Origin of the sequence: Levilactobacillus zymae DSM 19395 (genome assembly GCF_001434115.1) — a bacterium.
In the GTDB taxonomy this organism is placed as follows: domain Bacteria; phylum Bacillota; class Bacilli; order Lactobacillales; family Lactobacillaceae; genus Levilactobacillus; species Levilactobacillus zymae.
The window spans coordinates 20,843-43,994 of the sequence record NZ_AZDW01000008.1 but is presented as its reverse complement, the minus strand read 5'-3'; the positions used below and the strand labels follow the sequence as shown (position 1 = coordinate 43,994).

Genomic DNA, 23,152 nt, shown 5'->3' with positions numbered 1-23,152 from the left:
TTTAAACCCTCCGATAGCGTTTCAACCCGACCACGTTGAGGGCGGTAAAGACTACCGCAAAGAGGAGCAGGATCCAAAGGTCCCCGCTCACGTCGCCCAGGCTAAAGCCACGGGTCGCAACGTTCATCAACGCGTCTCCTCCATAATACAACGGGAAGATGTGAGCGAGCCACTGTAACCAATCGGGCATGGTCGCAATCGTGATGATGCCCGAGAAGAAGACCTGGGGCACGATCAGTAACGGAATGAACTGGACCATTTGGAATTCCGAGTTGGCAAACGTCGAGATGAAGATTCCCATCGATAACGCCACCATCGCCAAGAGGAAGTTGATTAGCAGGATGAGCCAGACGCTCCCCAGCATGTGGACGTTAAAGACCGTCAACGCGAAGGTCACCGTGATGATGGTCTGAATCACCGCAAAGATCCCGTAACCCACCAGGTAGCCGGTGATGATTTCGCCCCGGCGCACCGGTGTGGCCAGTAACCGGGTCAGCGTTCCCGTGGTCCGTTCGTTTAACAGGGAAATCCCCGAAATCAGGAACACGAAGAAGAACACAAAGAACCCTAACAGGACCGGCAAGAAGGTATCAAAGAACGTCGAATCGGCGTTCCCGTACAGGTAATGGCTGGTCACCGTATAGTTGGGCGCCGCCTTAGGCTTGGTCGTGGCCCCAACCGTTGCCGTCTGCCCACGCGTTGTGCCCTGGGCCGCTTGGAGCTTCTGCTGTTGAGCCATCACGGTCTTTAAGACCTTGGCCTGTTGCTGCAGGACCCGCTTCTGGGTCTTAGTGGCCGCGACGAGTGCTTGGACTTTTAGCTTGGTGACGCCGCCCTGCAAGGCCTGCTTGACCAGCGCCGTATCGCTGGGCTGGCTGTTCGAGTAGGTCACCGTCAGCTTGCCGTCTTGTTCGTGGATAAACGCCGCCAAGTTGTGCTGGCGAATCGTCGTCTTGGCGTTGGCGTGATCGCCATAGGCCGCCAGGTCCGTGTGCTTGTTTTTGAGGGCCTTGACCAGGCTGGTGTTGACGTTGCTGACCCCGATCTTCGCCACGCTGGTCGAGTTGTTCTGGAACAGAAAATACATCAACGACAGGATAAACAGCGGTGCGATGAACATCAACGCCAAGGTCCGTTTATCCCGTAACATTTCGCGTAACACGCGTTTAACGATCGCTATGGTTCTCATCTTGGAGCCGCCCCGCTTTCAAAAAGACTTGTTCAATCGTCTCCACCGTATACTCCCGTTTCAAATCGGCTGGGGTCCCCTGCGCTAACGCGATGCCCTCGCGAATCAGCATCAGTTCGTCACACCGTTCGGCCTCGTCCATCACGTGAGTGGTCACCAGGATGGCCTTGCCGTGTTGCTTGAGGGTCCGCAGTTCCGCCCAAATCTGCTGCCGCAGTTCGGGGTCGATGCCGACCGTGGGTTCGTCCAAGATCAACAGGTCGGGGTCGGCAATCAGCGCGATGGCTAAGGACAACCGCCGCTTCATCCCCCCGGAGTAGGCGCTGACCCGCCGATCCAGCATCTCGGTCAAATTGACCACTTGGGCCACGTGCGTGATGCTACTGGTCAACGCGGGCCCCGCGACACCCATCAGTTCGCCGAAGAACCGTAAGTTTTCCCGCGCCGTCAACGTCTCGTATAACGCATCGCTTTGGGCCATGTAGCCAATCTTCTGCATGATCTGCCGGTTAGGCATCTCGGTCCCTAAGACCGTGGTGGTGCCGGAATCGACCTTTTCCATCCCCAGAATCGCCTTGACCAGGGTGGTCTTCCCCGCCCCGGACGGACCAATCAGCCCCATCACGCGGCCGGCTGGCAAATCCAAACTAATTTGTTTTAAGACCACGTTGTCGCCAAACCGCTTGGCCACGTCGCGGACATCAATCATGGGTTGCGTCATCCTTCTCACGTCCTTTGTTATTTATGTAAGTGAGTGCTCACTCATTTATGGTTTTATCATAAGGCGGGTGACCGCTAAAGTCAACCCGCCTCACTCGATTATCTTCTAGTCTGCTGATCCGGGGTTCTCGTTAGCCACGGCCCGCAAGGCTAACTGGCGAATCTGCGCCACCAGTTCGTCGTGCTGTGCGACCGGGATATCCGCTAACAACTCATCGGCCACACCTTGGCGTAGCTTCACGATTTCCGGATAGAGTTGTTCGCCTCGGCGCGTCAGGGAAAGTTCGTAGACCCGTTTATCACTCTTGGACTGCCGCTTGCGCACGTAACCCAGGTTGACCAATTGGTTCACGGCCCGGGTCACGTTACTGGGGTTCAGATAGGTCAGGCTGATCAACTGATCCTGCGTCATGCGCGGTTGTTCGTGCAACCGCAAGATGTAGTAATACATGCTGGCGTTCAGGCGGTAAGGCTGTAGCCGGCGATCCAAGGCAATCCGCGTATAGCGATTCGCGATCGATAACCATTTCAAGATATCCGAATCATTTGCCGGTGTGACCATGGTCTCCCAGCCCCCTTCGTTAAAATTACGTGCGCAAGCATATACTAATTAGGGCTAAAAGTCAAGCAACCCCTTAACCACTCACGCCCGCAATGACCCCGCCCTAAGACCAAAAAACGCGGTGACCCGGGAATCGACTCCCGCACCACCACGTTTCGCATTCAGAAGGCTACCGAATTAACGTTAGCCCGTTTCGTCTTGGTTGAGGTCCAGAATGGCACTTTGACCACGCCAACGACCTTATCCTTGTCCACAAAGCCCCAGTAACGACTGTCGTTAGACACGCTCCGGTGATCCCCTAAGACAAAGTACTTGCCCTTAGGCACCACGGTGACCTTCTTGCCCTTGGCCCAGCCGTTTTGCTTCGAGATGCTGGCCAGCGTCCAGTTACCAGTTCCGGAAGTCCGTTCGGCTTCACTGATGAAGCTTTGCTTGACCTTCTTATTGTTGATATAGATGTAGCCGTTCTCGCTCTTAACCTTGTCACCGGGTAACCCAATCACCCGCTTGACGTAGTTGGTGTGCGTCTTGGCCGACGGGTCTTCCCCGTACGCGTCAAAAACGATGACACTCAAATGCTTGATTTTCGCCGGTTTATAGGCGATGACCTTTTCGGCGTTGTCCAGGTTGGGCTCCATCGATGGTCCGTCAACCTTGACCCGCGTGAAGACGTACTGCTTGATCAATAACGCCAGTGCTAACCCGATCAGAATGGGAATAACCCAGCTCATAACTTCCTTTGTTTTCTGCATAGTGTAGCTCCTTATAATCCTCGCAATTAATTTTACGCAATAGCGGTCATTATCAACGGCCACTACCGAATTAGAGTAAGTTTAACTGTCTTTAATCTTACCATTTACAACGTAAAATACCCACTTTTTAGCTGAAATTAATCTTTTTGTGAAGATTCTGACCGGACTAGACCAGTATTAACTTGCAAATTCCCCGGTTTCCCCTGATAATAGCCAATAGCTGTCTGAAACGGCCGCCGGCATCACCTAAATTTTTACGGCGGGTTAGAGTCTATCTTGAACATCTTCACTAAGCGCTTCCGGATCAGTCAGAAATGGGCTGGAACGGGGTGGGCACGGCTTCAAGCCCACAGACCAGGTCTTGAAGACCGGCCTTTGTCTAAGCCGACTAAAAACGTCAGCTAAGACAAACGACACCCCTGAGCCCATTTCTGACTGACCCTCCAGCTCACACTGGCAACAATGGCAACTTTAAGGAATTCCTTCCAGCTACCTAATTATACTATTCGTTTAATCAATCATCGTTTCAAGCCATCAAGGTACCCCCATAGGTAGCCCCATATATTCAACCTAAACGCCGGAGGGTGACCCGTTTTAACCTAACTCGTATTACGATCATAAAATTACATAACTATTCCATTACTTCTTCGAAAGGGTGACCGCTTTGAACGCTTCACTATCGCGCGGCCGGCAAATCTGGCTCACGCTCCTATTGGGAACCGTGAGTGCCACCGGTCCGCTTGCTATCGACCTTTACTTACCCGCCTTACCGCAAATGCGGACGCAATTCATGACCAACGCCTCACTGATGCAACTGAGCATCACCAGTTGTCTGGTGGGCCTGGCGTTAGGCCAACTCATCGCCGGACCGTTATCCGACCAACACGGCCGCAAGCATCCCCTGGTGATTGGGTTTATCGTCTTTGGCCTGGTCTCTTTAGCCATCGCCTTCATCCACTCGATCACCCTGTTGATTACGCTACGCTTCATTCAGGGAATCGCCGGGGCGACCGGTCAGGTGATTGCCCGCGCCGTGGCCCGTGACCTGTTCAGCGGTAAGAAACTCACCCGGTTTTACGCCATGCTGAACACCGTCAACGGGGTCTTCCCCATCATCGCGCCCATCATCGGAGGCTTCATGATTCGCTACGTCGACTGGGAAGCCATCTTCGTTTTGCTGGCGCTCATTGGGTTAGCCATCGCCGTGGCCGTCTTCTTCGGCCTGCACGAAACGTTACCGACCGACCAACGACAGGCCGGCGGTTACCGGGCCTCGTTCGTGGCCATGGGACACTTCTTCACCCAACCGGCTTTTTGGCCCATGATCGTGGCCACCGGCCTGGTCTACGGGGGACTGTTCAGCTACATTTCGGCCTCGACCTTCGTCTTTCAAAGTGGTTTCGGCCTACCGCCACAAACCTTTAGTCTTCTGTACGCCTTTAACGGCCTGGGTATCGTGGTCGGCAGCAACCTGCCCGCCCGGTTAGCCAAGCGCTATTCCAACCGGCAACAGTTGACCGGCCTGCTGCTAGCCGCAATGGGCGTCAGCGCCGTTCTACTGGTCTCACTCCTCTTCCCGGCCAACGTCTGGCTAGTCATCGGGTTGGTCTTACTGATGGTCATGCTGATTGGCGCTTTGCTAACGCTGACCGTGACCGTCATCATGGACCAAGCGGCGCAAAACGCCGGGAGCGCTTCGGCCGTGATTGGTCTGGCGCAAAACGCCTTCGGGGGCCTGGCTTCCCCGTTAGCCGGGATGTCCGGGAGCTCGTACGCGGCCATGGCCATCATGCTGTTCGTCTGCAACGCCGGGGCGTACGGCCTCACGCGTTTCCAACAACGTCACGCTTAATCTCAAAACGACCCGCACTACCCATGACGGTAATGCGGGTCGTTTTTTCATTTCTGATAAAGAAAGACCAGGTGCTGCGCCGTCGACCGCGCCGCGCTGAACCGGTAGTCCGGGTGGTCGAACTGGCGAATACCCGCTACGTCGGTGACCTGGTGTTCCGCGAGGTACCGGACCATCGCCCCGCGGGCCATCTTGGCGAGCGTGGCTTTGACCTTGACCCGGTCCCCCACCAAGCTTCCAAAGGTTACGTCGATCAGTTGATCGTTAGCCGTCAGATACGGCGTAATGGCCTTAGTGTATTCCTGCGAGGCCAGGTTCACGATGGGCCCTTGTTCGTGCCGCAAGGCTTGGTACAGCCACGCACCCCAAAAGGCGTACAGGTCCTTGGCGCCGGCCACCGCCAATTTCGCCTGCATTTCCAACCGGTAGGGCACCACCCCGTCGAACGGTCGTAAGATGCCGTAGAAACCCGACAAGATTCGCAGGTTCGCTTGCACGTAAGCCAGCGCCGGGGCCGTAAATAAGTCGGGGGCCATGTACTGGTACTGAATCCCACTGTAGGCGATCAACGCGGGGGTCAGGTCGCGGGTCAAGTCGAGCCGCTGCAGCCAGTCGTAGTTGGGCCGGGCCAACTTATCGCTGCAGTGCCACAGCGCCTGTGCCTGCGGGTACGATAATTGGCGTAAGGCGGCCAGAATCTGCCGGGTCTGCGCCAGGTATTCGGGCTGGTCCCGCACAGCAAAGTCGTCGGGCGCCACCACCATCTTCTTCGCCGGTGCAATGATAATCTTCACGTCAGTCGCCTCCTTAGAGGTTCAGAATACCACAAAATTGGGCTCGCGATCGAAAAGCGCCCAGGGAGGTCCCTAGGCCCCAGGCGCCAATCGTTAAGTTTCAAGTTGTCTGAACCAGCGTCAGCCGTTCAAACCGGCATTACGATTCTAAAGTCAAATGCCCGTCCATCAACTGGTAAACGTGGTCGGCGAAGTCGCGGAGCCGCAAATCGTGGGTGACCACCACGATGGCCTTGTTCTGTTCGCGAGCCAGTCGTTGGAGCAGGGCCCCCACGACCTTGACCCGTTCACTGTCCAACGCCGCCGTGGGTTCGTCGGCTAAGATGATGGCCGGATTCTGGTACAACGCCCGGGCAATCGCCACCCGTTGGCTTTGCCCCCCGGAAAGCTCAGCGGGGTACTGGTTGACCACCTTGTCGATGCCCAAATTCGCCAGTAATTTCGTCAGGTCCGCCGCCGACAGGTTGCCCTTAGGCTTGACCTTGTCGACCAGCCGAAACTGGTCCTTGACGGTCAGGTACGGCACCAGGTTGTGGGCCTGGAGGATGAACCCGATGCGGTTCAATCGCAGTTGGTCGCGGTCGTGCGCCGACAGCTGACCCAGCGCCTGACCGTCGATCTGCACGTTCCCCTGACTAGGCGTTTGTAAGCCGCCGGCGATGGTCAGAAAGGTACTCTTCCCCGCCCCGGACGGTCCCAAGACCAGGCTCAGTTCGCCGGCCGTGGTTTCAAAATTAACGTCGGTCAAGACCTGGACCCGGCTGGTCTTTTGCCCAAAAACCTTATCGACGTGTTCCAATGTTAAAGTTGCCATACCTTTATCCTCCAATCACGGTAACGGGATTGACCTTGAGAATCAGCCGCACGGGAATCAACGCCCCCAGTACCCCGGTCAACAGGATGCCTAGGGTCACGCCGCCCAGCAGCGGTAAGTTAAAGCTGATGGGGACGCCCAACGGTAAGGCCCGCATGGTCGCAAAGGTCAACAATGCACCTAAGACTAGGCCACTAACCACTAAGACCAGGGCCTGACTGATAGTGTTGCCCACTAGAAAGCGCGCCGGGATTCCCTGGGCCCGCAAGACCGCGTAGTTCGGCAGTTTTTGCATGGTCAGGATGTACAAGAAGACCGCGATGACCACCACGGCGATGATCATCAAGAACCCAATCATGAAGCCAAAAGTCGTGTTCTGGGCCGAATACCCCGGTAATTCGTTCACGAAGGCCTGAACGCTATAGGTCTTCAACGGACTCGTGGTGGTCTTCCCCGACTTTTGCGACACAATGGCGCTGGCCTGCATGGTTGGGGCCACGCCCCGTAACGTCCGCCAAGCGCCCAACGTCCCGTAAACCACCGGAGCCACGTTGAGTTTGGCGTTCTTGGTAAAGCCGACGATCGTAAACTTGGTGTTGATCGAGTTTAACGTGATGTGGTCGCCCACCCGGTAACCCTGATTCTGTAACGAGGTATCGGCGACGACTTGGCGGTTGGTCGTGGGTTTATGCCCCGTGGTCAGCTTCAGGTTCTTGGCGATAAATTGCGTTTTATCTAAGCCTAAGAACTGGGTCGACACGTTGGTCTTGCCCTTGGCCTTGGCGACGACGCCCGCTTGGCCCACGTAGGCCTGGTGCTTGGTCAACGTTAATTTATTGGCCGTGGCGGTGGTGATCAACGACTGCGACAGACTCACGTTGGCGTCGCGGTCGAGAGTCACCGTCTGGGCGTCCCAACTATCGATGGCCTGGGTGTTTTGTTGCGCCAACCCGTAGGCCAGCCCACTCAACACGTAGACCAAATAACTAATTAATAAAATCATGCCAATAATCAAGCCGTAACGCAGCTTTTCGTGGCGAATTTCCTTTAAAGCTAAAAACATGGGGTCCTCCTAACTGGCTAATGCGGCCAACGCCGTTCGTAACCGCTGCAGCGCCGCGGCCTGCTGGTCGGGCGCGAGTAAAATTTCTTTGATGGTCGCGTGGCTCAACACCATCGCCGCCCAGGCCGTTGCCGGCATCGTGGCGGGCGCGAGTGGTGGCGCGGGAACCAGGCTTTCATTTTGGGTAAAGTGCCGTTGAATCAGCCGGTAGTAACGACTGTTGCTGACCTGGTCGACGAACTGGACCACCGCTTGGTAATCCGTCATCAGGTCCCCGTTGCGCGCCTCACTGGGGATCGCCTGGTGAATCTCGCTAAGCGCCACCCCGTAGAGGTACTGGTAGGCGTCGGTCAAATCGGCAAAGTATTTATAAAAGGCCCCCCGGGCGATGCCCGCCGCGGTCACGATGCGTGCAACTTGGGCGTCGGCGAGTCCGTATTGGGAAAATTCCGTCAGTAGGGCCGCCGTGATGCGGTCCTTTTTTTCTGGGGCTAAATGGTCAAACGTTGGGGTTGGCATGCCCCCACCTCCTCGAATAGTGACACCGTGTCACTTAATTACTCATCAGTATAGCCACAAGGTGACACCGTGTCAACTTTTAATTAAAAAATTTTCATGAGCCACCGGGCCGTCCTATGGTACGCTAGGACTCAGAGACCCTTTCGAAAGAGGACGTTCACCTTGCTAACCACCATTTTAACGGGCATCGTTGCCTATGCCTCCACCAGTATCGATTGTTTGATTCTCCTCACGCTCCTCTTCGGCCTGCACGGTCGACGCGCGGGCCGCGCCATCTATTGGGGCGACTTTCTCGGCACCACCCTGCTCCTGCTGATCAGCGGCGCCTGCGCCTACCCCCTGCGCCACCTGCCCCAAACGCTGATTCTGGGAGTCCTGGGCATTTTTCCCATCCTGATTGGGCTCAAAACGCTGTTCAGCCATCCCGCCGACACCCCCCCTACGGCCGCCGACCTCGGCTCGGCGCACCGGCGGTTACCCTGGACCATCGCGCTCTTAATCGTTTCGACCGGCGCCGATAACATCAGCGTCTACATCCCCCTGTTCACCCAGGCCACCACACCCCAGGTCGGCATCCTGTTGGTCACCCTGTACGCCATGCTGACGATCTTTTACCTGGTGGCCCGCGGCTTGGCCCACTTTCCCAACCACCGCTGGCTGCAAAAAAACGAACGGCTCATCACCGGCGGGCTGTACCTGCTGATCGGCTGTTCATTACTGGTTAAGTCCTATTTGTAAGGAAATTTAAAAGCGTCGTGGTTCAGTCCGCTAGTCTGGTGGACTGTTCCCCGACGCTTTTAGTTAAGGTTGTTCGCTTTAATGCTGACGGAATCCGCCACCTTACGCCTGGTCGTTCACCGAAGCGCCACTGGTCGCATCCGCTGCCGGTTCATTCGCCGGTGCCACCGCATCGTCACTCAGAACTTCCCCGTGGTCGCCGTAGTGAATCCCCCGGGAGACCGGTTCGTGTAATCCCAGTGCCGCCTGCCAAGCCGCCGTGGGGTGGTGTACGCGAGCCGAAATATCGGTCACGTCAATCTGCCAGACGGCGACCTTGGCTAACTTTTCCGGGTGAAGCGCCACGGGAATATCGCGCACGTAGCGGTGCAATAGGACGCGTAGCGCGTGGGCCTTGGCGTTCATGTCGATCAATGTGGTCACCTGACCGTGACCCATGACGCTACGAAAGGCCGGTCCGAACGCCCCTTCCTTGGGTGGCGTGTAGGTCAGATGTTCGTGACCGCCGTCCGTTTCAAACCCGACCGTGGGGTTGGTCGCTAATAACTGCCCCTTGTGCCCGTCCCTGGTGCCGTGAACGTACAGCCGGTAGTGGCCGTCGGCGGTTTCCTCGTAGCCGTAATGGACCGGCACCACGTATGCCTCCCCATCGTCCACTAACCCCAGTCGTAAAATCTTGCAATGGTCGAGCACCCAATTAATGGTCGGGTGATCCAAGTAAAGTTCCTTACGCATGATAACCTCCTGTACTACTGTATGTATAATGCGAGTTAAGTCTTTACTCATTGTATCTGATTTCGTTAACCCGCAGAAGCCACCCATCATAATTTCAAGATAACCCCGGCTAGCCCAGCGGCGACCAGTTTGAGCCTAATTAGGACGACGGGAGGCCCAATAGCTGCAAAAAATGAGCGGCTCATCAACGGCAGGTTATTCCCTGATGATTGGCTGTTCGTTTTCGTTACTGGTTAAGATCTATTTGTAAAGGAATTTAAAAAGCGTTGTGGCTGAGTCCGCTAGTCTGGTGGACCGTCCCACAACGCTTTTAGTTAAGATTTCTCGCTTTAAAGATTCAATTGTATCCGCGATTACTTGACGCCTTTGTATGCTTTTGCGATGGCGAGTTTATCACCAGCTGTTAACCGGTAGTTCCATTCATTATCATTTAATACACTGTTCTTAGCAGATGAATCACTTAGACCTAAGGCCCCTGCAATGCGATTTGTCGCTACACACATCCGTTGCTTATTTGTATATCCATACTTATTCATAAGCTTCCAATTAAGCTTAACATAAGTGTGAGTGAAAACTTTTTCATTCGTACCAAAGGAAGCCTCAATAGGACCGAGAACACCCTTATAATGCCCAGTATTTGAAAAAGTGGTTAATTGCATCTTTGCTTTTTTCTTCGAAGCAGCCTTCAATTTAATCGTTCCGTTATTATCAAAATTGTGAATTGCTTTTGCCCAGATATTTTTCCACCGTTTTGATGACGCACTTACATGGTAGGTAATTGTACGTGAATTGAAATGATAATTAGCAGCGCTTGCCTGCGTTGTCCCACCGAATGCCAGCATGCCGACGACGACCGCACCAATCATGGCAATTTGCTTAATCAAAGTTTTCTTCATCATAATAATTCCCCTTTAGCAGTTAGTATGTCCAATGTAGCATACTGCCATGACACATTATGGCGTCAGCTGCTAACGGTGGAATTTTTTCGAATACAGACGTTTTTTGCGAGTTACTTTCAACGTCTATATTTGCACCAAAGCATTCGCGTATCGGCGGGTTAAACTACCACCCCGTCAGTCCAGCGCATAGAGCCGCGTAAACCGGCTAGTCAGGTAGACCGCCAGACTCAGCAGGACCAACAATAACAACGTGGTCCCGCCGATGAAGTCTAGCCGTTGGAGCCACGAATACCCCAGGGTCCCAATCAGCCACCACGCAAAGTTCCAGCCCCAGGCCAAGCGCCGGTGGAGGATAAACACGCTGACCGCCAGAATGGCAAAGAGCGGTGTGAAGACCGCCCCGATGGCGTACAGGAAATTCTGATAATAGGCCATGGACACACCCAAGGCAATCGCCCAGCCGACCACCGTGACCCCGACGCCCCACAAATTAACGTGACCACGGTGCCAGAGGTTATTCAAGTTGGTGGCCGCCGAATACGCGTCCATGAAGGTGGTAGTCACCGTCGAAAAGACGATCACCAGTAACGCCACCAAGCCCCATTGCGACTGCGCCAGCACCGCCGTAAAGTCGGCCTGCCCCGTCAAGACCACGGTGAACAGCCCGATGGCAAACATCGCCACGCTGCCGACAAAGTAACCGCAGACGCTGACCCAACTCGCGCGCCAGGGTTGGGTCGTTTTTTGCGTATAGTCCCCAATCAGCGGCAGCCAGGAAAGCGCCATGGTCACGTTTAGTTCGACGGCACTCCCAAAGGTCAATTGGCCGCCAGTGAGCGCGTGAACGTGGCCCTGAGCCATGATGCCACCCATCATCAGAAACATCCCCACGGCCAGCAAAATCACCACTAAATTATTAATCCGAAACAGCCACTGGTGGTCCAGTAACAGCCAAACGATAATCAAAACCGCCACGATACTGGCCATCACCAGCGTCGAGCGGTAATGAAACAGGTGCTGGGCGATGCCGTTCATCGCCACCTGCGCGTTAACAATCATCACGGCCGTCCAGCCCAACAGTTGTAGCGCGTTAAGCAGGGAAAACAACCGCACGCCCCAGGGACCAAAGACGCTCTGGGTCACCCCGATGGCGGACTGTTGCCGCAACGCCGACAGGTAGGCCGCCGGCAGCAGGAACAAGCCGCAGCCAATCAGGTGACCGACCAGAATCGCCAGCAAGCCCCGTTGCCATCCCAACGGCGCCACCAAAGTCCCGGTCACGATTTCAGCGATCGAGATTGCCGCCCCTAACCACAGTAAAAACAAACTCCGCAAGTGAATCGTCATGTCAGTCAAACCCCTTTATCCCGAAAAAAACGCCACCCGTTGCCGTACGCAAACGAAGTGACGTTTTCTAGTCTGGACACTTTCCTTCGCGAGTGTTAACTCAACAGGTTCAAAGGGATCGGACGGACGTCCATCTCAGCCATGACGGCACCCCTAGTGTTTTTTCGATTTAATTGATTACCTCTCATGATAAGCCGAAACGCCGCAAAACACAACGGTGGCTATTGCTTTTGCCGCGCCATACGCCGAGCTAAGCCGTTTTGGGTGGCCTGTACGGCTAACGGATCACTAAAGTCGATGCGCTTGAGCCGCGCGTACCGTCGCAGGTAGAACAACCAGGTACAGCCGGTAAAGAAGAGCAGGAAGCCGAAGAGCATCCCGATTTCCGGCCAGGCCGTATTCCCGGTCATCAACGTTTGCCGTAACCCCTCGACGCTATAAGACATGGGGAGCCACGGGTGAATGGTTTCGAAGAAGTGGTTGGACAACTGAATTGGGTAGGTCCCCGCCGACGCGCCCAATTGCAGGACCAAGAGGACCATACTGAAGAACGAGCCGGCCTTACCGAAGACCAGGTTCAACCAGGCCACGATGGTCATGAACGTGGCCGCCGCTAAGAGTAAGACGATCAGCGTGGCAAACGGGTGAATCGGCCGCAAGCCGTCGATGACCATCATCAACGTAAACATGATGCCGGTCTCTAATAGGACGAAGAGGCCCCAGATGCTGGCCTTGCTGGCCCACCACTGAATCCCCGACTTCGGGAACCGGTGGGGCGTGTAGAGGTCAAACATCATGTTCAATGCTAAGGCGCCCACGAACAGGGAAACGCACATCATGTACGGCGCCATCCCGGTCCCGTTGTTCGGCACGTCATCCTTATCGGTATGGGTCGTGGTCACGGGCTTAGCCACCTGCGCGTAGGTCAACTTCGACGGGTTCAGCTGCCCCTTAGCGGCCGCCGACCCCAGCTTGGTCGCCAACTGTTGGTTGCCAGCCTGGACCTGACCGCCGGCTTGTGCCGCTTGGCCCGCACCACTCGCCAGTTGCTTAGCCCCGGCCGCGGCTTGCCCCGTCCCGGTGGCCAGCTGGTTGGCCCCACTGGTCAACTGACTACCATTGGTGGCCAATCGACCTAAACCCGTGGCGACCTGTTGACTCCCGTTAGCGAGTTGCGAGACCCCGCTGGTCAGACTCGGCAGCTGCGTTTGCATCTGTTGCAAGCCACTTGCCACCTGGCCAGCACCACTGGTCAACTGAGCACCCTTTTGGCTCAGCTGACCGGTCCCGGTCGTGAGTTTTTGGGTCCCACTAGCCACCTGATTGGCGCCGCTAGCGAGTTGTTGACTCTTTTGATTCAGCGCCGCGGCCCCGGTATTCACGGTCTGGAATCCACTAGTCAGTTGCTGGCCGCTGGTGGTCAACTTGGCCGTGCCGCCCGCTAGGCTCCGGGCCCCGCTGGCCAATTGATCGACTCCCGTGGTGAGACCCGGGAGCGCCGCATTGACCTGCGTTAAGCCCGTGGCCAACTGATCCGAACTGGTGGCCGCCGTTTGCAGGCCGCCGGTCAGGGCCTGCGAGCCACTGGCCAGCTTCCCAACGGTCGCCGCTAGCTGGTCCTGCTGACTCCCGGCCGCTGCTAACGCCTTGGTGGCCGCCGTATCGGTCGTAGTGGCAGTAGCGTCACTGATGGCCGAACTCAGGCTGCCCAACGCTGTGGTGATGGCCGTAGTATTGGCCGACTTATCGACGGTGGCCAGCACGGCGGCCTTCTGCGCGCCGGTGAGCTTCTGGGCGTCGGCCGTCGCGGCCACGTCCTGGTGTAACGAACCGCTGGCCTTGACCGCCGTTTCAAGCTGGCCCAACGCGGTCTTCACGCCGGTCATGCCGTTAGCGCCGGCTTGTTGCTTGGCCGCCGCAATGGCCTTGGTGGCCGCGGCGGTACTGGTCGTGCTTTGACTGAGTTGCTTTTGGAGCGCCTGCAGGTTGCTGGTCAACGTCGCGCTATTGGTGCTCAGCGTCTTTAACCCGCTATTGAGACTCGTGGCCCCCGTAGCCAGCTTAGTGGTGGACTCGTTCAACGTGCCGGTTTTCGACTGGAGCTGTGCGACGCCCTGGTTCAGCTTGGTTGCACCGCTATTGACGCTGCCGACCCCGTTGACGTAGGTGGTCAGGCCCTGCCCAAACTGGGTGGTTCCGGACGCCAGCTTAGCGGTCCCCTGGCCAAATTGCTGGGTCCCACTGGCCACCTGCTGGGCACCCCGGTTGACCTTGGTGGCGCCGGTATTGACTTGCTGCGCCCCGGCCACGTAGCTGGTGACCCCGCCGTTTAGGCTCTGGGCCCCCTGACTCAACCGCGTGACCCCGGACACCAACTGGTTGCTCTTAGCCAGCAGTTGGTCTAAGCCACTCACGACTTTCTGGTTGCCCGCCTGTAACTCGTCGACCCCGGCGATGTATTTGTTCAAGCCCGTGGTCAGCGTCTGGCTCCCGCTTTGCAGCTTCAACGAACTGCTGGCTAAGGTGTTCAGGTTAGTGGCGATCTTCTGATTGGCCGCCTTTAATTTCCGACTACCGGTCGCCAACTTTTGGTTCCCCTTCGCGGCCGTGCCCATCCCCGTGTCTAGCTGCTTGATAGCCCCAAACATGGTCTTGGCGTACAGCTTGGTCACCTGATTGGCGACGTTGGCCCGAATCGTGCTCATCGCCGACTCGGACATCTTGCTGGCGATGAAACTCTGACCAGCACTGGTATCGTAGTGGAGATTCATGGCCTGGGGCTTTTGGTCCAGCAGCGTGGTCGCGTTCTGGGAAAAGTTCTGCGGAATCGTCAGCACCATGTAAACTTTCCCTTGTTTCAACCGCGCGTGTGCTTGACTGGCCGGCATCGCCTCGAAGTCGAGGGCCTTAGAGTCCTTCAAATTTTGCGTTAAATTTCGGCCCACACTGAGGTGCTTGCCCTGATAGGTCACGGGTTGGTCCTGATTGACCACTGCGACCGGTAAATCGCCCGTCTTCCCGTACGGATCCCACATGGATTTCAAGAAGGTCACCGCGTAGATCGACGGAATGAACATGATGACGCACAGGACGATGACCATGAACTTGTGTTGCCGCAGATAACCCCATTCCGCTTTAAACATTGCATTACTCCCTTTATGCCGATTTTTTATCAATTGACTATTCCAATCACGTCGTTAACTTTCCGGGTGGCCGCCGCTTCCTGAGCCTTCAGCGGCGACCAACTATGCTATAGTAGGGGCAAGCACCCGCAGGTCCCTCCCAACCACGCACGAGTTACTATAACCGGTTGCGCACCGCCTGCCCACATCAAAAACACCAAGGTTGGGGTATAAACCCCAGATTGACTAAAATTGGGGTGTAACTTAAAGGAGATTAACGATGATGACGACGACGGATAAACGCGTTTTACGCACCCAACGGGCGTTAACTCAGGCTTTAGAGGAATTAGCGATTCACCATGATTATCAGGACATTACCGTAACTAACCTCACCAGGGCCGCCGGCATCAACCGCAAAACCTTCTACCTGCATTACAATTCCATCGACGACCTGGTCAACCAATTCGCCGACCAAATCACCCGTCAACTAGCCGCCATCATTCACCAGCACCCCATCAAGACGGTCTACCAACACCCCGGCCTTTTGTTAGACGACTTTGTCGACTTCGCCGAGGCCCATTCCGCGGCGGTCAAACGCTTGTTATTCTCCGACGACTACAGCCGGTTCGCCAACCGCATCGAACGCCAACTGACGCAGGTCCTGGCCGATGCGATTCGGGACTCCTACCCGCTCAGTCGACAAGACGCGTTGATTGCCGCGCACTTTTTGATCCACAACACGTTATCGCTCTTCAGTTATTTTTCGACTCAGGCCACCGGCGGCAAGATTGACCGAACCGTGTTCAAGCAGTACGTCGAACGCCTGAACATGACCGGGGTCAGCACCTTCTTCAATTAACCCCGGTCGCGGCCACCCCCAGTTAACCCGATTTTTGTAAAATTCTCAATCGTTTACTCTCTGAAACACTGAGCTGATTAACCGCACTTAAAAAAACTGGTCCGCTCCTCCGATAAACGGAAGAGCGGACCAGTTTTTAGCTAGTGCCTGTCTTAAAATTTAATCACCAATCAAATGACCACCTATTGTTTGCCATTTAATTGGAAAACATTGTAGTTGTCTTAATGACCAGTATTAGCTGGAGAGCCAGTCAGGAATGGGCTCAGGGGGGAAATTTGCCTTAGCTGACGTTTTTCAGTCAGCTTAGACAAAGGTCGGTCTTCAAGACCTGGGCTACGGGCTTGAAGCCGTGCCCACCCCGTTCCAGCCCATTCCTGACTGGCTCGGAAGCGCTGAATCCACTAGATTTATCTTTTAAACCAGATTCTAGTGAAAATCGCAGTTATTTAAGAATTTCGCAGAATTCGATGGTTTCGTGGTTGGGTCCCAGGATGTTGAAGAAGCGAATCCCCTTGTCCCAGAACGTCGGAATCGATTGGATCTCGTCGTTGACCAGGTCTAAACCCTGTTCCTTAGCGGCAGCAAAGGCCTTGTCAACGTCGGTGGTGTTCATGGAAATATGGTTGATGGCACCGGCTTGTGGATTGGTCGGGTCGCCTTCCCAGGTTTCGATGATCAGGTTGCCAAACTTCATGAAGGCACACCGGTTATCCCCGTTGTGGAAGAGGCCCGCCTGTTCGAACCCGATACTCTTGTAAAACGCAATCGTTTTGTCTAAGTCCGCGGAGGGAATCCCCACGTGTTGAATGCCCGTAAAGTAATCTTGAATCGCCATAACTTAATCCTCCTTGACGGGAACGTCGCGTCCCACGTCCAATGCTTGGTGTTTCAGCTTGGGAAAGACCCATTTGTCGGCGATACCCGTAATGCTGCCTTGCGCAACAAAGGCAAATAGGGTGCCTAACCCGAAGTTGGTAAATTGTTTGGTGATGAGTAATGCGATGATGGCCATGATGGTCGGCGGAATGTACGACGCCCACATGGCTTTGGCCGCTTGGCCCTTAAAGTACCGGAAACGTAAGATCTGCATCAGATCGTCCGCCGGGTGCAAGACCAGGTTGACCCGCTGATAGATGGAAATGGCAGTCGCAATCAACGCTACCCCTAGGAAGTTCAACGCCACGTAGAAGAGGTCCATCCCCCAACCGTGCGCCGCCGGAAACCCGGTAAACACCGCTGGATACTTCCCTAAGAAGAAGTCCTCGAAGAACTGGATCAGCGCGGAGAACGGCACCATGAAGACCATGTTGCCGGCCACCCGCTTCCAATCCCAGTGATGGATCAGAATCGCGTTTAAGACCGAAGTCAAAAACCCGACAATCAGAAACGTCCAGAATAGGTTCCAGTGGACCGCCGTAGCCATGTTGGCTTCGGCCGCCGTCCAGTAAGCCGCCCCTAGAAACGAGGGGTGAATCTGAGTACTGGTGACTAGCGTTAAGACGTTCCCAGCGGAGTTGATCACCAGCGAGAGGATGAAGAAGGCAATGGCCTTCGACATCGACATGGTTCGTTTCGTCTCCAATGGTGTGGCCTCCTCGTGGTAATTGGTTGCGATATCAGCTTTCACATTAATCCCTTACCTTCTATTTAGTCCTCGGTCACTTTCACAACGGCCTTGCTGACGCCCTTAACGTCGCCATTCAAGACGCCTTCGACTTCATCCAAGCCCACCACGTGACTGATCAACGGATCGACGTTGACTTCACCACTGGCTAACAGGGCAATCGCGTCCTTGAAGGCGTATGGGTTGATGAAGGACCCTTGGATGGTCAGTTGCTTTTGGTAAACTTCGTAAGTGTTCATAGAGAAGTGTTGGTCTGGCTTGCCGACCCCGAACATCAGGACTTGTGCGCCCTTCTTAGTGGCTTCGACAGCTTGTTCTTGCGTTTGTGGTAACCCAACGGCTTCGATGACCACGTCGTAATCAGCCGGAATCTTGTCCCGCGTGGTATTGTAAGTGTTGACCACGTTGAACTTTTCCTTGTTCAAAGCTAATTTTTCGTCAATGATCCCGGCTAAGTCGACTTGGTGAACGCCGTAAGCTTGTAAGAGTTGGACGAAGAGTTGACCCATGAAGCCATCCCCGATGACTAAGGCCTTTTGGTAAGGCGTCAACTTCAGGAGTTGCACCCCGTGAACCGCGCAGGAAAGAGGTTCAGTGGTGGCGGCATCCTTCAAGGAGACGCTGTCAGGAATTGGGTAAACCACGGAAGCTGGCGCGGTGAAGGACTTTTCGAGTCCCCCGTTACGGGTAACCCCGACCGCGGATAAGTGGTCACAGAGTTCTGGCCGGTCGGTCAAGCAATATTCACACTTGCCACAGTAGATGTTGGGATCAACGACGACCCGGTCACCAACTTTAACGGTGGTCACGTTGGCGCCGACTGCGGCGACCGTCCCGGAGTTTTCGTGGCCTAAAACAATCGGTGGCACCGCGTTGGCAGAACCAGGTAACCCGGCGTACAAGGCCCGGTCCGTCCCACAAATACCGGCGTAGGCCGTGTTGACTAAGACCTCATCAGGCTTTACTTCTGGGGTGGGTAAATCTTGAATGTCAAACTTCTTGGTACCAGTTAAAACTAAGGCTTTCATCATTAAGCGCTCCCTTTAAAATATAGTTATTATTTGTTGTACTCGTTTAAAGCCAGGGCGAAATCTCCCAGCGTCGCCGACCCGTTTTCCTTAACGGCCGGCATCACAATGTAATCTTCCAACTTGCCAACGTCGACGTAGTGGTTGAGCAACTTGTCGAACTCGGCCCGCACCTTGACCAGGAATGGCTCACTGACCACCCCACCGCCAAAGACGATCTTGTCCGGCCGCACTAGCAACGTTTCTTGTAACGCCGCTTGGGCCACGTAGTATGCCAGGATGTCCCAGACGTGATTGGTCAACGGCACGTCCTTGCCGGGCTTCCCCAGCCGGGCGTCAAACGTCGGTCCGCTGACCAGACCTTCCAGGCAATCGCCGTGGAACGGGCAAATGCCGGGGAAGTCGAGGTCGTCGGGATGGCGCTTCAACCGCACGTGACCAACTTCCGGATGACCCATACTGCCGATGAACTTACCATCGACAATGGTGCCGGCCCCGACGCCGGTCCCAATCGTGAAGTAGACCAGTGAATTGACCTGTTCGTTGAAGAGCGTCGACATCACGTATTCACCGTAAGCCGAGCCGTTCACGTCGGTGGTCCAGTACATCGGGATGTCGAGGTCTTGTTTCAGCCGACCCAGAAAATCCGTGTTGGCCCACCCCTTCTTGGGCGTGTCCGTGATGTACCCGTATTTTGGCGAATTATGCCGTAGCTCGATCGGACCGAAGGACGAAATGGCTAGGGCCTTCAATTCTGGAAACTGTTTAAAGTAAGCAATGCTCTTGCTGAGGGTTTCTTCGGGCGTGGTCGTTGGAATCCGAACCTTGTCCTGAACCCGGTAGTTCTCATCCCCGACGGCACAAACAAACTTTGTACCGCCCGCTTCAATGCTTCCAAGTTGCATAGTTGCCACCTCCAGTGGTTGGGGAAGCCTTTCTTAGCTTTCCCGAATTAATTTAAGATGCGTTCGTGATTGATTTCATCACCTTTAAAACGCTTTCATCATAGCATCTGTGTTTTCACCTGCCTACCCCTTTTCAGGGTTGTTGATTTTGTGAAAAGGTCAAGAAAACGACTAATATTCAAAATGTAATCGATTACATTTTTCGTACATTTTTAGCCAATTTTCTGGTTTTCACGGGGGAGGCGTCGGTAACGAGCGGGAAAAAGCCGCTTGGTTGGACCGGGGCGGCCGGGTTCACAAACTTTAACCGGTAAACAAAAAGTCACGCCTCCCCAGTGGAAGGCGTGACCATTACGGTTAACATTTAAAATCAGTTGTAAAACTCAATGACCAGTCGAATTAACCAACCATATATCTCTTAATTAAACAGAACCCATTTAAGTTGCCATTATACCTAACGTGAGCTGGAGGGCCAGTCAGAAATGGGCTCAGGAGTGAAGTTTGTCTTAGCCGACGTCTTTTGTCGGGTTAGACAAAGGTCGGTCTTCAAGACCTGGGCCCCGGGCTTGAAGCCGTGCCCACCCAAAACCCGTTCCCGCCCATTGCTGACTGGGTTAGCCCGGAAGCACTAAATTTTAGTTTGTTTCCTTAGTCCCGACGTCTAAGGCTTGGTGTTTCAACTTGGGGAAGACCCACTTATCGGCAATCCCGGTGATGCCCCCCTGCGCCACAAAGGCGAAGACGGTGCCCAAACCAAAGTTGGTAAACTGGTGCGTCACCAGAATGGCGATGATGGCCATCAGGGTCGGCGGAATGTAGGACGCCCACATGGCCTTGGCGGCTTGCCCGTGGAAGTAGCGGAAGCGCAGGATCTGCATCAAGTCATCGGCCGGGTGCAAGACCAGGTTGACCCGCTGATAGATGGAAATCGCCGTGGCAATCAGCGCTACTCCCAGGAAGTTCAACGCCACGTAGAAGATCACCATCCCGGTACTCCGAGCGGCCGGCAACCCGGTAAACAGGTTGGGGTAGTCGCCCATGAAGAAGTTTTCGAAGAGTTGAATCAACGCGGAGAACGGTACCATAAAGACCATGTTACCGGTGATCCGTTTCCAACTCCACTTATGCATCAAGATGGCGTTGAGCACCGCCGTCAAGAAACCCATGACCAGAAACGCCCAAAACAGGTTCCAGTGAAAGGCGGTCCCCAGGTTGGCCTCGGCCGCGGTCCAGTAGGCCGCCCCTAAAAACGAGGGATGAATCTTGGCGCTGGTGACCAGCGTCAACACGTTCCCCGCCGAATTGATCACCAGGGAGAAGGCGAAATACGCGATGGCCTTGCCCAGTGAAATCGTGCGTTGCGACACCCCGCTGGTGGGGGCGGCTAACGATTCAGAAGTTGCTTCAACTTTCATTTTAAACCCTTCTTCTTATTGCACTTTAACGACGGCCTTGCTGACACCACTGACTTGGCCGTTCAGCACGTCTTCAACTTGTTCGAGACTGACTTCATGACTGATCAACGACTCGACGTCCAGTTGACCGCTGGCGAGTAAGGCTAGGGAATCCTTGAAGGCGTACGGGTTGATGAAGGCGCCCTGAATGGTCAGTTGCTTCTGGTAAACCTCGTAGGTGTTCATCGAGAAGGTCTGGTCCGGTTGCCCGACCCCAAACATCAGGACCTGGGCCCCCTTCTTGGTAGCTTCGACGGCCTGTTCTTGGGTCTGGGGTAAGCCCACGGCCTCGATGACCACGTCGTAATCGGCGGGTAACGTGTCGCGGGTGGTGTTGAAGGTCCGCGTCACCCCGAACTTGTCGTGATTAAAGGCCAACTTCTGGTCGTTCCGACCGGCCAAGTCGACCTGGTGAACCCCGTAGGCCTGCAAGAGTTGTGCGAAGATCTGGCCCATGAAGCCGTCCCCCACGACCAACGCCTTTTGGTACGGCGTCAGCTTCAAGAGTTTCAAGCCGTGGACCGCACAGGAGATAGGTTCGGTGGTCGCCGCGGCCTTCAACGACACGTTGTCCGGGACACGGTAAACGACCGAGGCCGGGGCCGTAAAGCTTTGTTCCAAGCCACCGTTACGGGTGACCCCGACCGCGGATAAGTGGTCACAGAGTTCCGGCCGATCGGTCAGGCAATACTCGCACTGCCCACAGTAGATGTTGGGGTCGACCGTGACCCGGTCGCCCACCTGAACGTTGGTGACGTTAGCACCGACTGCGGCGACCGTCCCCGAATTTTCGTGGCCCAAAACGATGGGCGGCACGGCATCGGCGGAACCCGGAAGCCCGGCATATAACGCCCGGTCCGTCCCGCAGATCCCAGCGTAGGCGGTGTTGATCAAGACCTCGTTGGCCGCCACGGTTGGGGTGGGCAGCGCTTGTAACGCCAATTGTTTTTTCCCGGTTAAGACTAAAGCCCTCATTGTTAACAAACTCCTTTTAAACTGCTTAATTTTTAGGAAGTGCCGCGCAACCGGTTGCAATTTAGCCTAAACGAGTTCCCGGGTACATTTAAGGTTGTAAGGCCCTTATCGTTACCCACCACACAAACTCGACTAACGCACCCGGCCCGCGGCTGGAAACATTTCGTTGAATCGAGATTAGTATAGCATCGCTATCGCTGATTTCTAGGGGGATTATCGGTCTCTAGTTTTCTGAAAATCCGTAACAGCCCCCAGTTATCTACAATGTAATCGATTGTGATATTTAGTGATTTTAATCACATTAAGTGGTTGATAACCCCCAAAATGAAAACGGCCGCCTTGCCCCTTTCAGCCTTTCGTGCTAAGCTAGCCTCACTTAATCAATCGCATACTTGGCTTTCTAGGGTTCCGCGGCACCGCCGGTCTGGTCCGAGAGAAGGCCCCGCAAGATCATACTTGCGGCACACGGAAGGGAAAAAGCCTGGGAGATTTTGTCATCACGACAAAATTTCTCGGGCTTTTTTGGCGATTTAGGAGGAATTTTAAATGAAACATTGGATTCGCGTCGGCCTCGGCGCCATCTTCGAGGTCAGTTGGGTCATCGGGTTTAAGCACGCCAGCACGTTGTGGGCTTGGGGGCTGACCGCCGTGGCCGTTTACTTGAGTTTTTACTTCTTGATCACGGCCAGTCGCCACATCCCGGCCGGCACGGCCTACGCCGTCTTCGTGGGTCTGGGCACCCTGGGGACTAGCGCCGTGGGCATGTTGCTGTTCGGGGAACCCTTTAGCTGGGTCAAAATAGGTCTGATTGGCGGATTGATTCTGGGCATTGGCGGTCTACAGACCGTGACGAAAGGTGGTGAAGCCTAATGGCGTGGTTCTGGTTGATTTTAGCGGGGCTCAGCGAGATGCTGGGCGTGACCTTCATGAACTGGGCACTCAGTCGGCCTCGCCGCATCCTGTGGGTCGCCATGGTCGTGGCCTTTGCCGTGAGCTTCGGCGGGCTCGACCTGGCCTTACAGACGCTACCGATGGGGACGGCCTACGCCATCTGGACCGGGATTGGGGCGGCCGGCGGCGTGCTGACCGGCATGCTGTTCTTCGGTGAATCCCGCGATTGGCGCAAGTTGCTGTGGGTCGCCGTGATTCTGAGCGCGACCATCGGCTTGAAGCTAGTTGCCTAATCCCGGGCGATTGCCCC

Annotated in this window: 23 protein-coding genes and 2 riboswitches; of the genes, 5 read left to right on the top strand and 18 right to left on the bottom strand. The window is 55.2% G+C overall.

Going from position 1 to position 23,152, the window contains the following annotated elements; genetic code table 11:
• Position 1 precedes the first annotated feature (1 nt).
• The 4 genes from FD38_RS01520 to lepB all read right to left on the bottom strand — a co-directional run bounded on the left by FD38_RS01520 (position 2) and on the right by lepB (position 3,223).
• Positions 2 to 1,189, bottom strand: coding sequence for an ABC transporter permease (locus tag FD38_RS01520; protein ID WP_057730512.1), 1,188 nt, complete (start codon positions 1,187 to 1,189; stop codon positions 2 to 4).
• Positions 1,167 to 1,910, bottom strand: coding sequence for an ABC transporter ATP-binding protein (locus FD38_RS01515; RefSeq protein WP_057730510.1), 744 nt, complete (start codon positions 1,908 to 1,910; stop codon positions 1,167 to 1,169). Before FD38_RS01515 ends, FD38_RS01520 begins: the two co-directional genes overlap by 23 nt.
• Positions 1,911 to 2,015: 105 nt before the next feature.
• Complete coding sequence (locus FD38_RS01510) at positions 2,016 to 2,471, bottom strand: MarR family winged helix-turn-helix transcriptional regulator (RefSeq protein ID WP_057730508.1); 456 nt, start codon at positions 2,469 to 2,471, stop codon at positions 2,016 to 2,018.
• Positions 2,472 to 2,632: 161 nt separating this feature from the next.
• Entirely contained in the window at positions 2,633 to 3,223 is a 591-nt protein-coding gene (gene lepB, locus FD38_RS01505; protein ID WP_057730507.1) for a signal peptidase I, read from the bottom strand.
• A 664-nt stretch (positions 3,224 to 3,887) separates the two neighbouring features.
• Here lepB and FD38_RS01500 point away from each other — a divergent pair.
• Complete coding sequence (locus tag FD38_RS01500) at positions 3,888 to 5,075, top strand: multidrug effflux MFS transporter (protein WP_057730505.1); 1,188 nt, start codon at positions 3,888 to 3,890, stop codon at positions 5,073 to 5,075.
• Between the two features lie 47 nt (positions 5,076 to 5,122).
• Here the strand turns inward: FD38_RS01500 and yaaA are convergent, their stop codons facing one another.
• The 4 genes from yaaA to FD38_RS01480 form a co-directional block, all read right to left on the bottom strand.
• A complete protein-coding gene (gene yaaA, locus FD38_RS01495) occupies positions 5,123 to 5,869 on the bottom strand; it encodes a peroxide stress protein YaaA (RefSeq protein WP_057730503.1) in 747 nt (248 codons plus the stop codon).
• 139 nt (positions 5,870 to 6,008) lie between these two features.
• Positions 6,009 to 6,683 (bottom strand): ABC transporter ATP-binding protein, encoded by a 675-nt coding sequence (locus tag FD38_RS01490; RefSeq protein ID WP_057730502.1) that lies wholly within the window; start codon positions 6,681 to 6,683, stop codon positions 6,009 to 6,011.
• Positions 6,684 to 6,687: 4 nt separating this feature from the next.
• Entirely contained in the window at positions 6,688 to 7,746 is a 1,059-nt protein-coding gene (locus FD38_RS01485) for an FtsX-like permease family protein (RefSeq protein ID WP_057730500.1), read from the bottom strand.
• A 9-nt stretch (positions 7,747 to 7,755) separates the two neighbouring features.
• The gene (locus FD38_RS01480; RefSeq protein WP_057730498.1) at positions 7,756 to 8,265 is read right to left on the bottom strand and encodes a TetR/AcrR family transcriptional regulator; all 510 of its coding nucleotides are present in this window, start codon (positions 8,263 to 8,265) and stop codon (positions 7,756 to 7,758) included.
• Positions 8,266 to 8,427: 162 nt separating this feature from the next.
• Here FD38_RS01480 and FD38_RS01475 point away from each other — a divergent pair, with 162 nt between their 5' ends.
• A complete protein-coding gene (locus tag FD38_RS01475) occupies positions 8,428 to 9,003 on the top strand; it encodes a cadmium resistance transporter (RefSeq protein ID WP_057730497.1) in 576 nt (191 codons plus the stop codon).
• Positions 9,004 to 9,105: 102 nt separating this feature from the next.
• Here the strand turns inward: FD38_RS01475 and FD38_RS01470 are convergent, their stop codons facing one another.
• The 4 genes from FD38_RS01470 to FD38_RS01455 form a co-directional block, all read right to left on the bottom strand.
• Complete coding sequence (locus FD38_RS01470) at positions 9,106 to 9,738, bottom strand: pyridoxamine 5'-phosphate oxidase family protein (RefSeq protein WP_057730495.1); 633 nt, start codon at positions 9,736 to 9,738, stop codon at positions 9,106 to 9,108.
• A gap of 353 nt (positions 9,739 to 10,091) precedes the next feature.
• Entirely contained in the window at positions 10,092 to 10,637 is a 546-nt protein-coding gene (locus FD38_RS01465; RefSeq protein WP_057730493.1) for a hypothetical protein, read from the bottom strand.
• Between the two features lie 174 nt (positions 10,638 to 10,811).
• On the bottom strand, positions 10,812 to 11,984 hold the full coding sequence (gene cytX / locus FD38_RS01460; protein ID WP_147007851.1) for a putative hydroxymethylpyrimidine transporter CytX: 1,173 nt from the start codon (positions 11,982 to 11,984) through the stop codon (positions 10,812 to 10,814).
• Positions 11,985 to 12,048: 64 nt separating this feature from the next.
• Positions 12,049 to 12,149, bottom strand: a riboswitch (TPP riboswitch).
• A 56-nt stretch (positions 12,150 to 12,205) separates the two neighbouring features.
• Positions 12,206 to 15,127 (bottom strand): YhgE/Pip domain-containing protein, encoded by a 2,922-nt coding sequence (locus FD38_RS01455; protein WP_057730490.1) that lies wholly within the window; start codon positions 15,125 to 15,127, stop codon positions 12,206 to 12,208.
• 259 nt (positions 15,128 to 15,386) lie between these two features.
• Here FD38_RS01455 and FD38_RS01450 point away from each other — a divergent pair, with 259 nt between their 5' ends.
• Positions 15,387 to 15,965: a TetR/AcrR family transcriptional regulator gene (locus FD38_RS01450; RefSeq protein ID WP_057730488.1), complete on the top strand. Its 579-nt coding sequence runs from the start codon at positions 15,387 to 15,389 to the stop codon at positions 15,963 to 15,965.
• Between the two features lie 442 nt (positions 15,966 to 16,407).
• Here the strand turns inward: FD38_RS01450 and FD38_RS01445 are convergent, their stop codons facing one another.
• The 6 genes from FD38_RS01445 to FD38_RS01420 form a co-directional block, all read right to left on the bottom strand.
• Complete coding sequence (locus FD38_RS01445; RefSeq protein ID WP_057730487.1) at positions 16,408 to 16,800, bottom strand: VOC family protein; 393 nt, start codon at positions 16,798 to 16,800, stop codon at positions 16,408 to 16,410.
• 3 nt (positions 16,801 to 16,803) lie between these two features.
• Positions 16,804 to 17,529 (bottom strand): DUF6198 family protein, encoded by a 726-nt coding sequence (locus tag FD38_RS01440; protein ID WP_057730530.1) that lies wholly within the window; start codon positions 17,527 to 17,529, stop codon positions 16,804 to 16,806.
• 83 nt (positions 17,530 to 17,612) lie between these two features.
• Positions 17,613 to 18,617, bottom strand: a complete 1,005-nt coding sequence (locus tag FD38_RS01435; protein ID WP_057730485.1) for a zinc-dependent alcohol dehydrogenase family protein — start codon at positions 18,615 to 18,617, stop codon at positions 17,613 to 17,615.
• Positions 18,618 to 18,646: 29 nt separating this feature from the next.
• The gene (gene scrK, locus FD38_RS01430; RefSeq protein WP_057730484.1) at positions 18,647 to 19,522 is read right to left on the bottom strand and encodes a fructokinase ScrK; all 876 of its coding nucleotides are present in this window, start codon (positions 19,520 to 19,522) and stop codon (positions 18,647 to 18,649) included.
• A 635-nt stretch (positions 19,523 to 20,157) separates the two neighbouring features.
• On the bottom strand, positions 20,158 to 20,937 hold the full coding sequence (locus FD38_RS01425; RefSeq protein WP_057730483.1) for a DUF6198 family protein: 780 nt from the start codon (positions 20,935 to 20,937) through the stop codon (positions 20,158 to 20,160).
• A 15-nt stretch (positions 20,938 to 20,952) separates the two neighbouring features.
• Positions 20,953 to 21,951 carry a zinc-dependent alcohol dehydrogenase family protein gene (locus FD38_RS01420; RefSeq protein ID WP_057730481.1) on the bottom strand — a complete coding sequence of 333 codons (999 nt, stop codon included), beginning with the start codon at positions 21,949 to 21,951 and terminating at the stop codon, positions 20,953 to 20,955.
• A 389-nt stretch (positions 21,952 to 22,340) separates the two neighbouring features.
• A riboswitch (guanidine-I (ykkC/yxkD leader) is annotated at positions 22,341 to 22,441 on the top strand.
• A gap of 56 nt (positions 22,442 to 22,497) precedes the next feature.
• Between FD38_RS01420 and FD38_RS01415 the strand changes: the two genes are divergently transcribed.
• Positions 22,498 to 22,821, top strand: coding sequence for a DMT family transporter (locus FD38_RS01415; RefSeq protein ID WP_057730479.1), 324 nt, complete (start codon positions 22,498 to 22,500; stop codon positions 22,819 to 22,821).
• A complete protein-coding gene (locus FD38_RS01410; RefSeq protein ID WP_057730477.1) occupies positions 22,821 to 23,135 on the top strand; it encodes a DMT family transporter in 315 nt (104 codons plus the stop codon). Before FD38_RS01415 ends, FD38_RS01410 begins: the two co-directional genes overlap by 1 nt.
• The last annotated feature ends 17 nt before the right edge of the window (positions 23,136 to 23,152 follow it).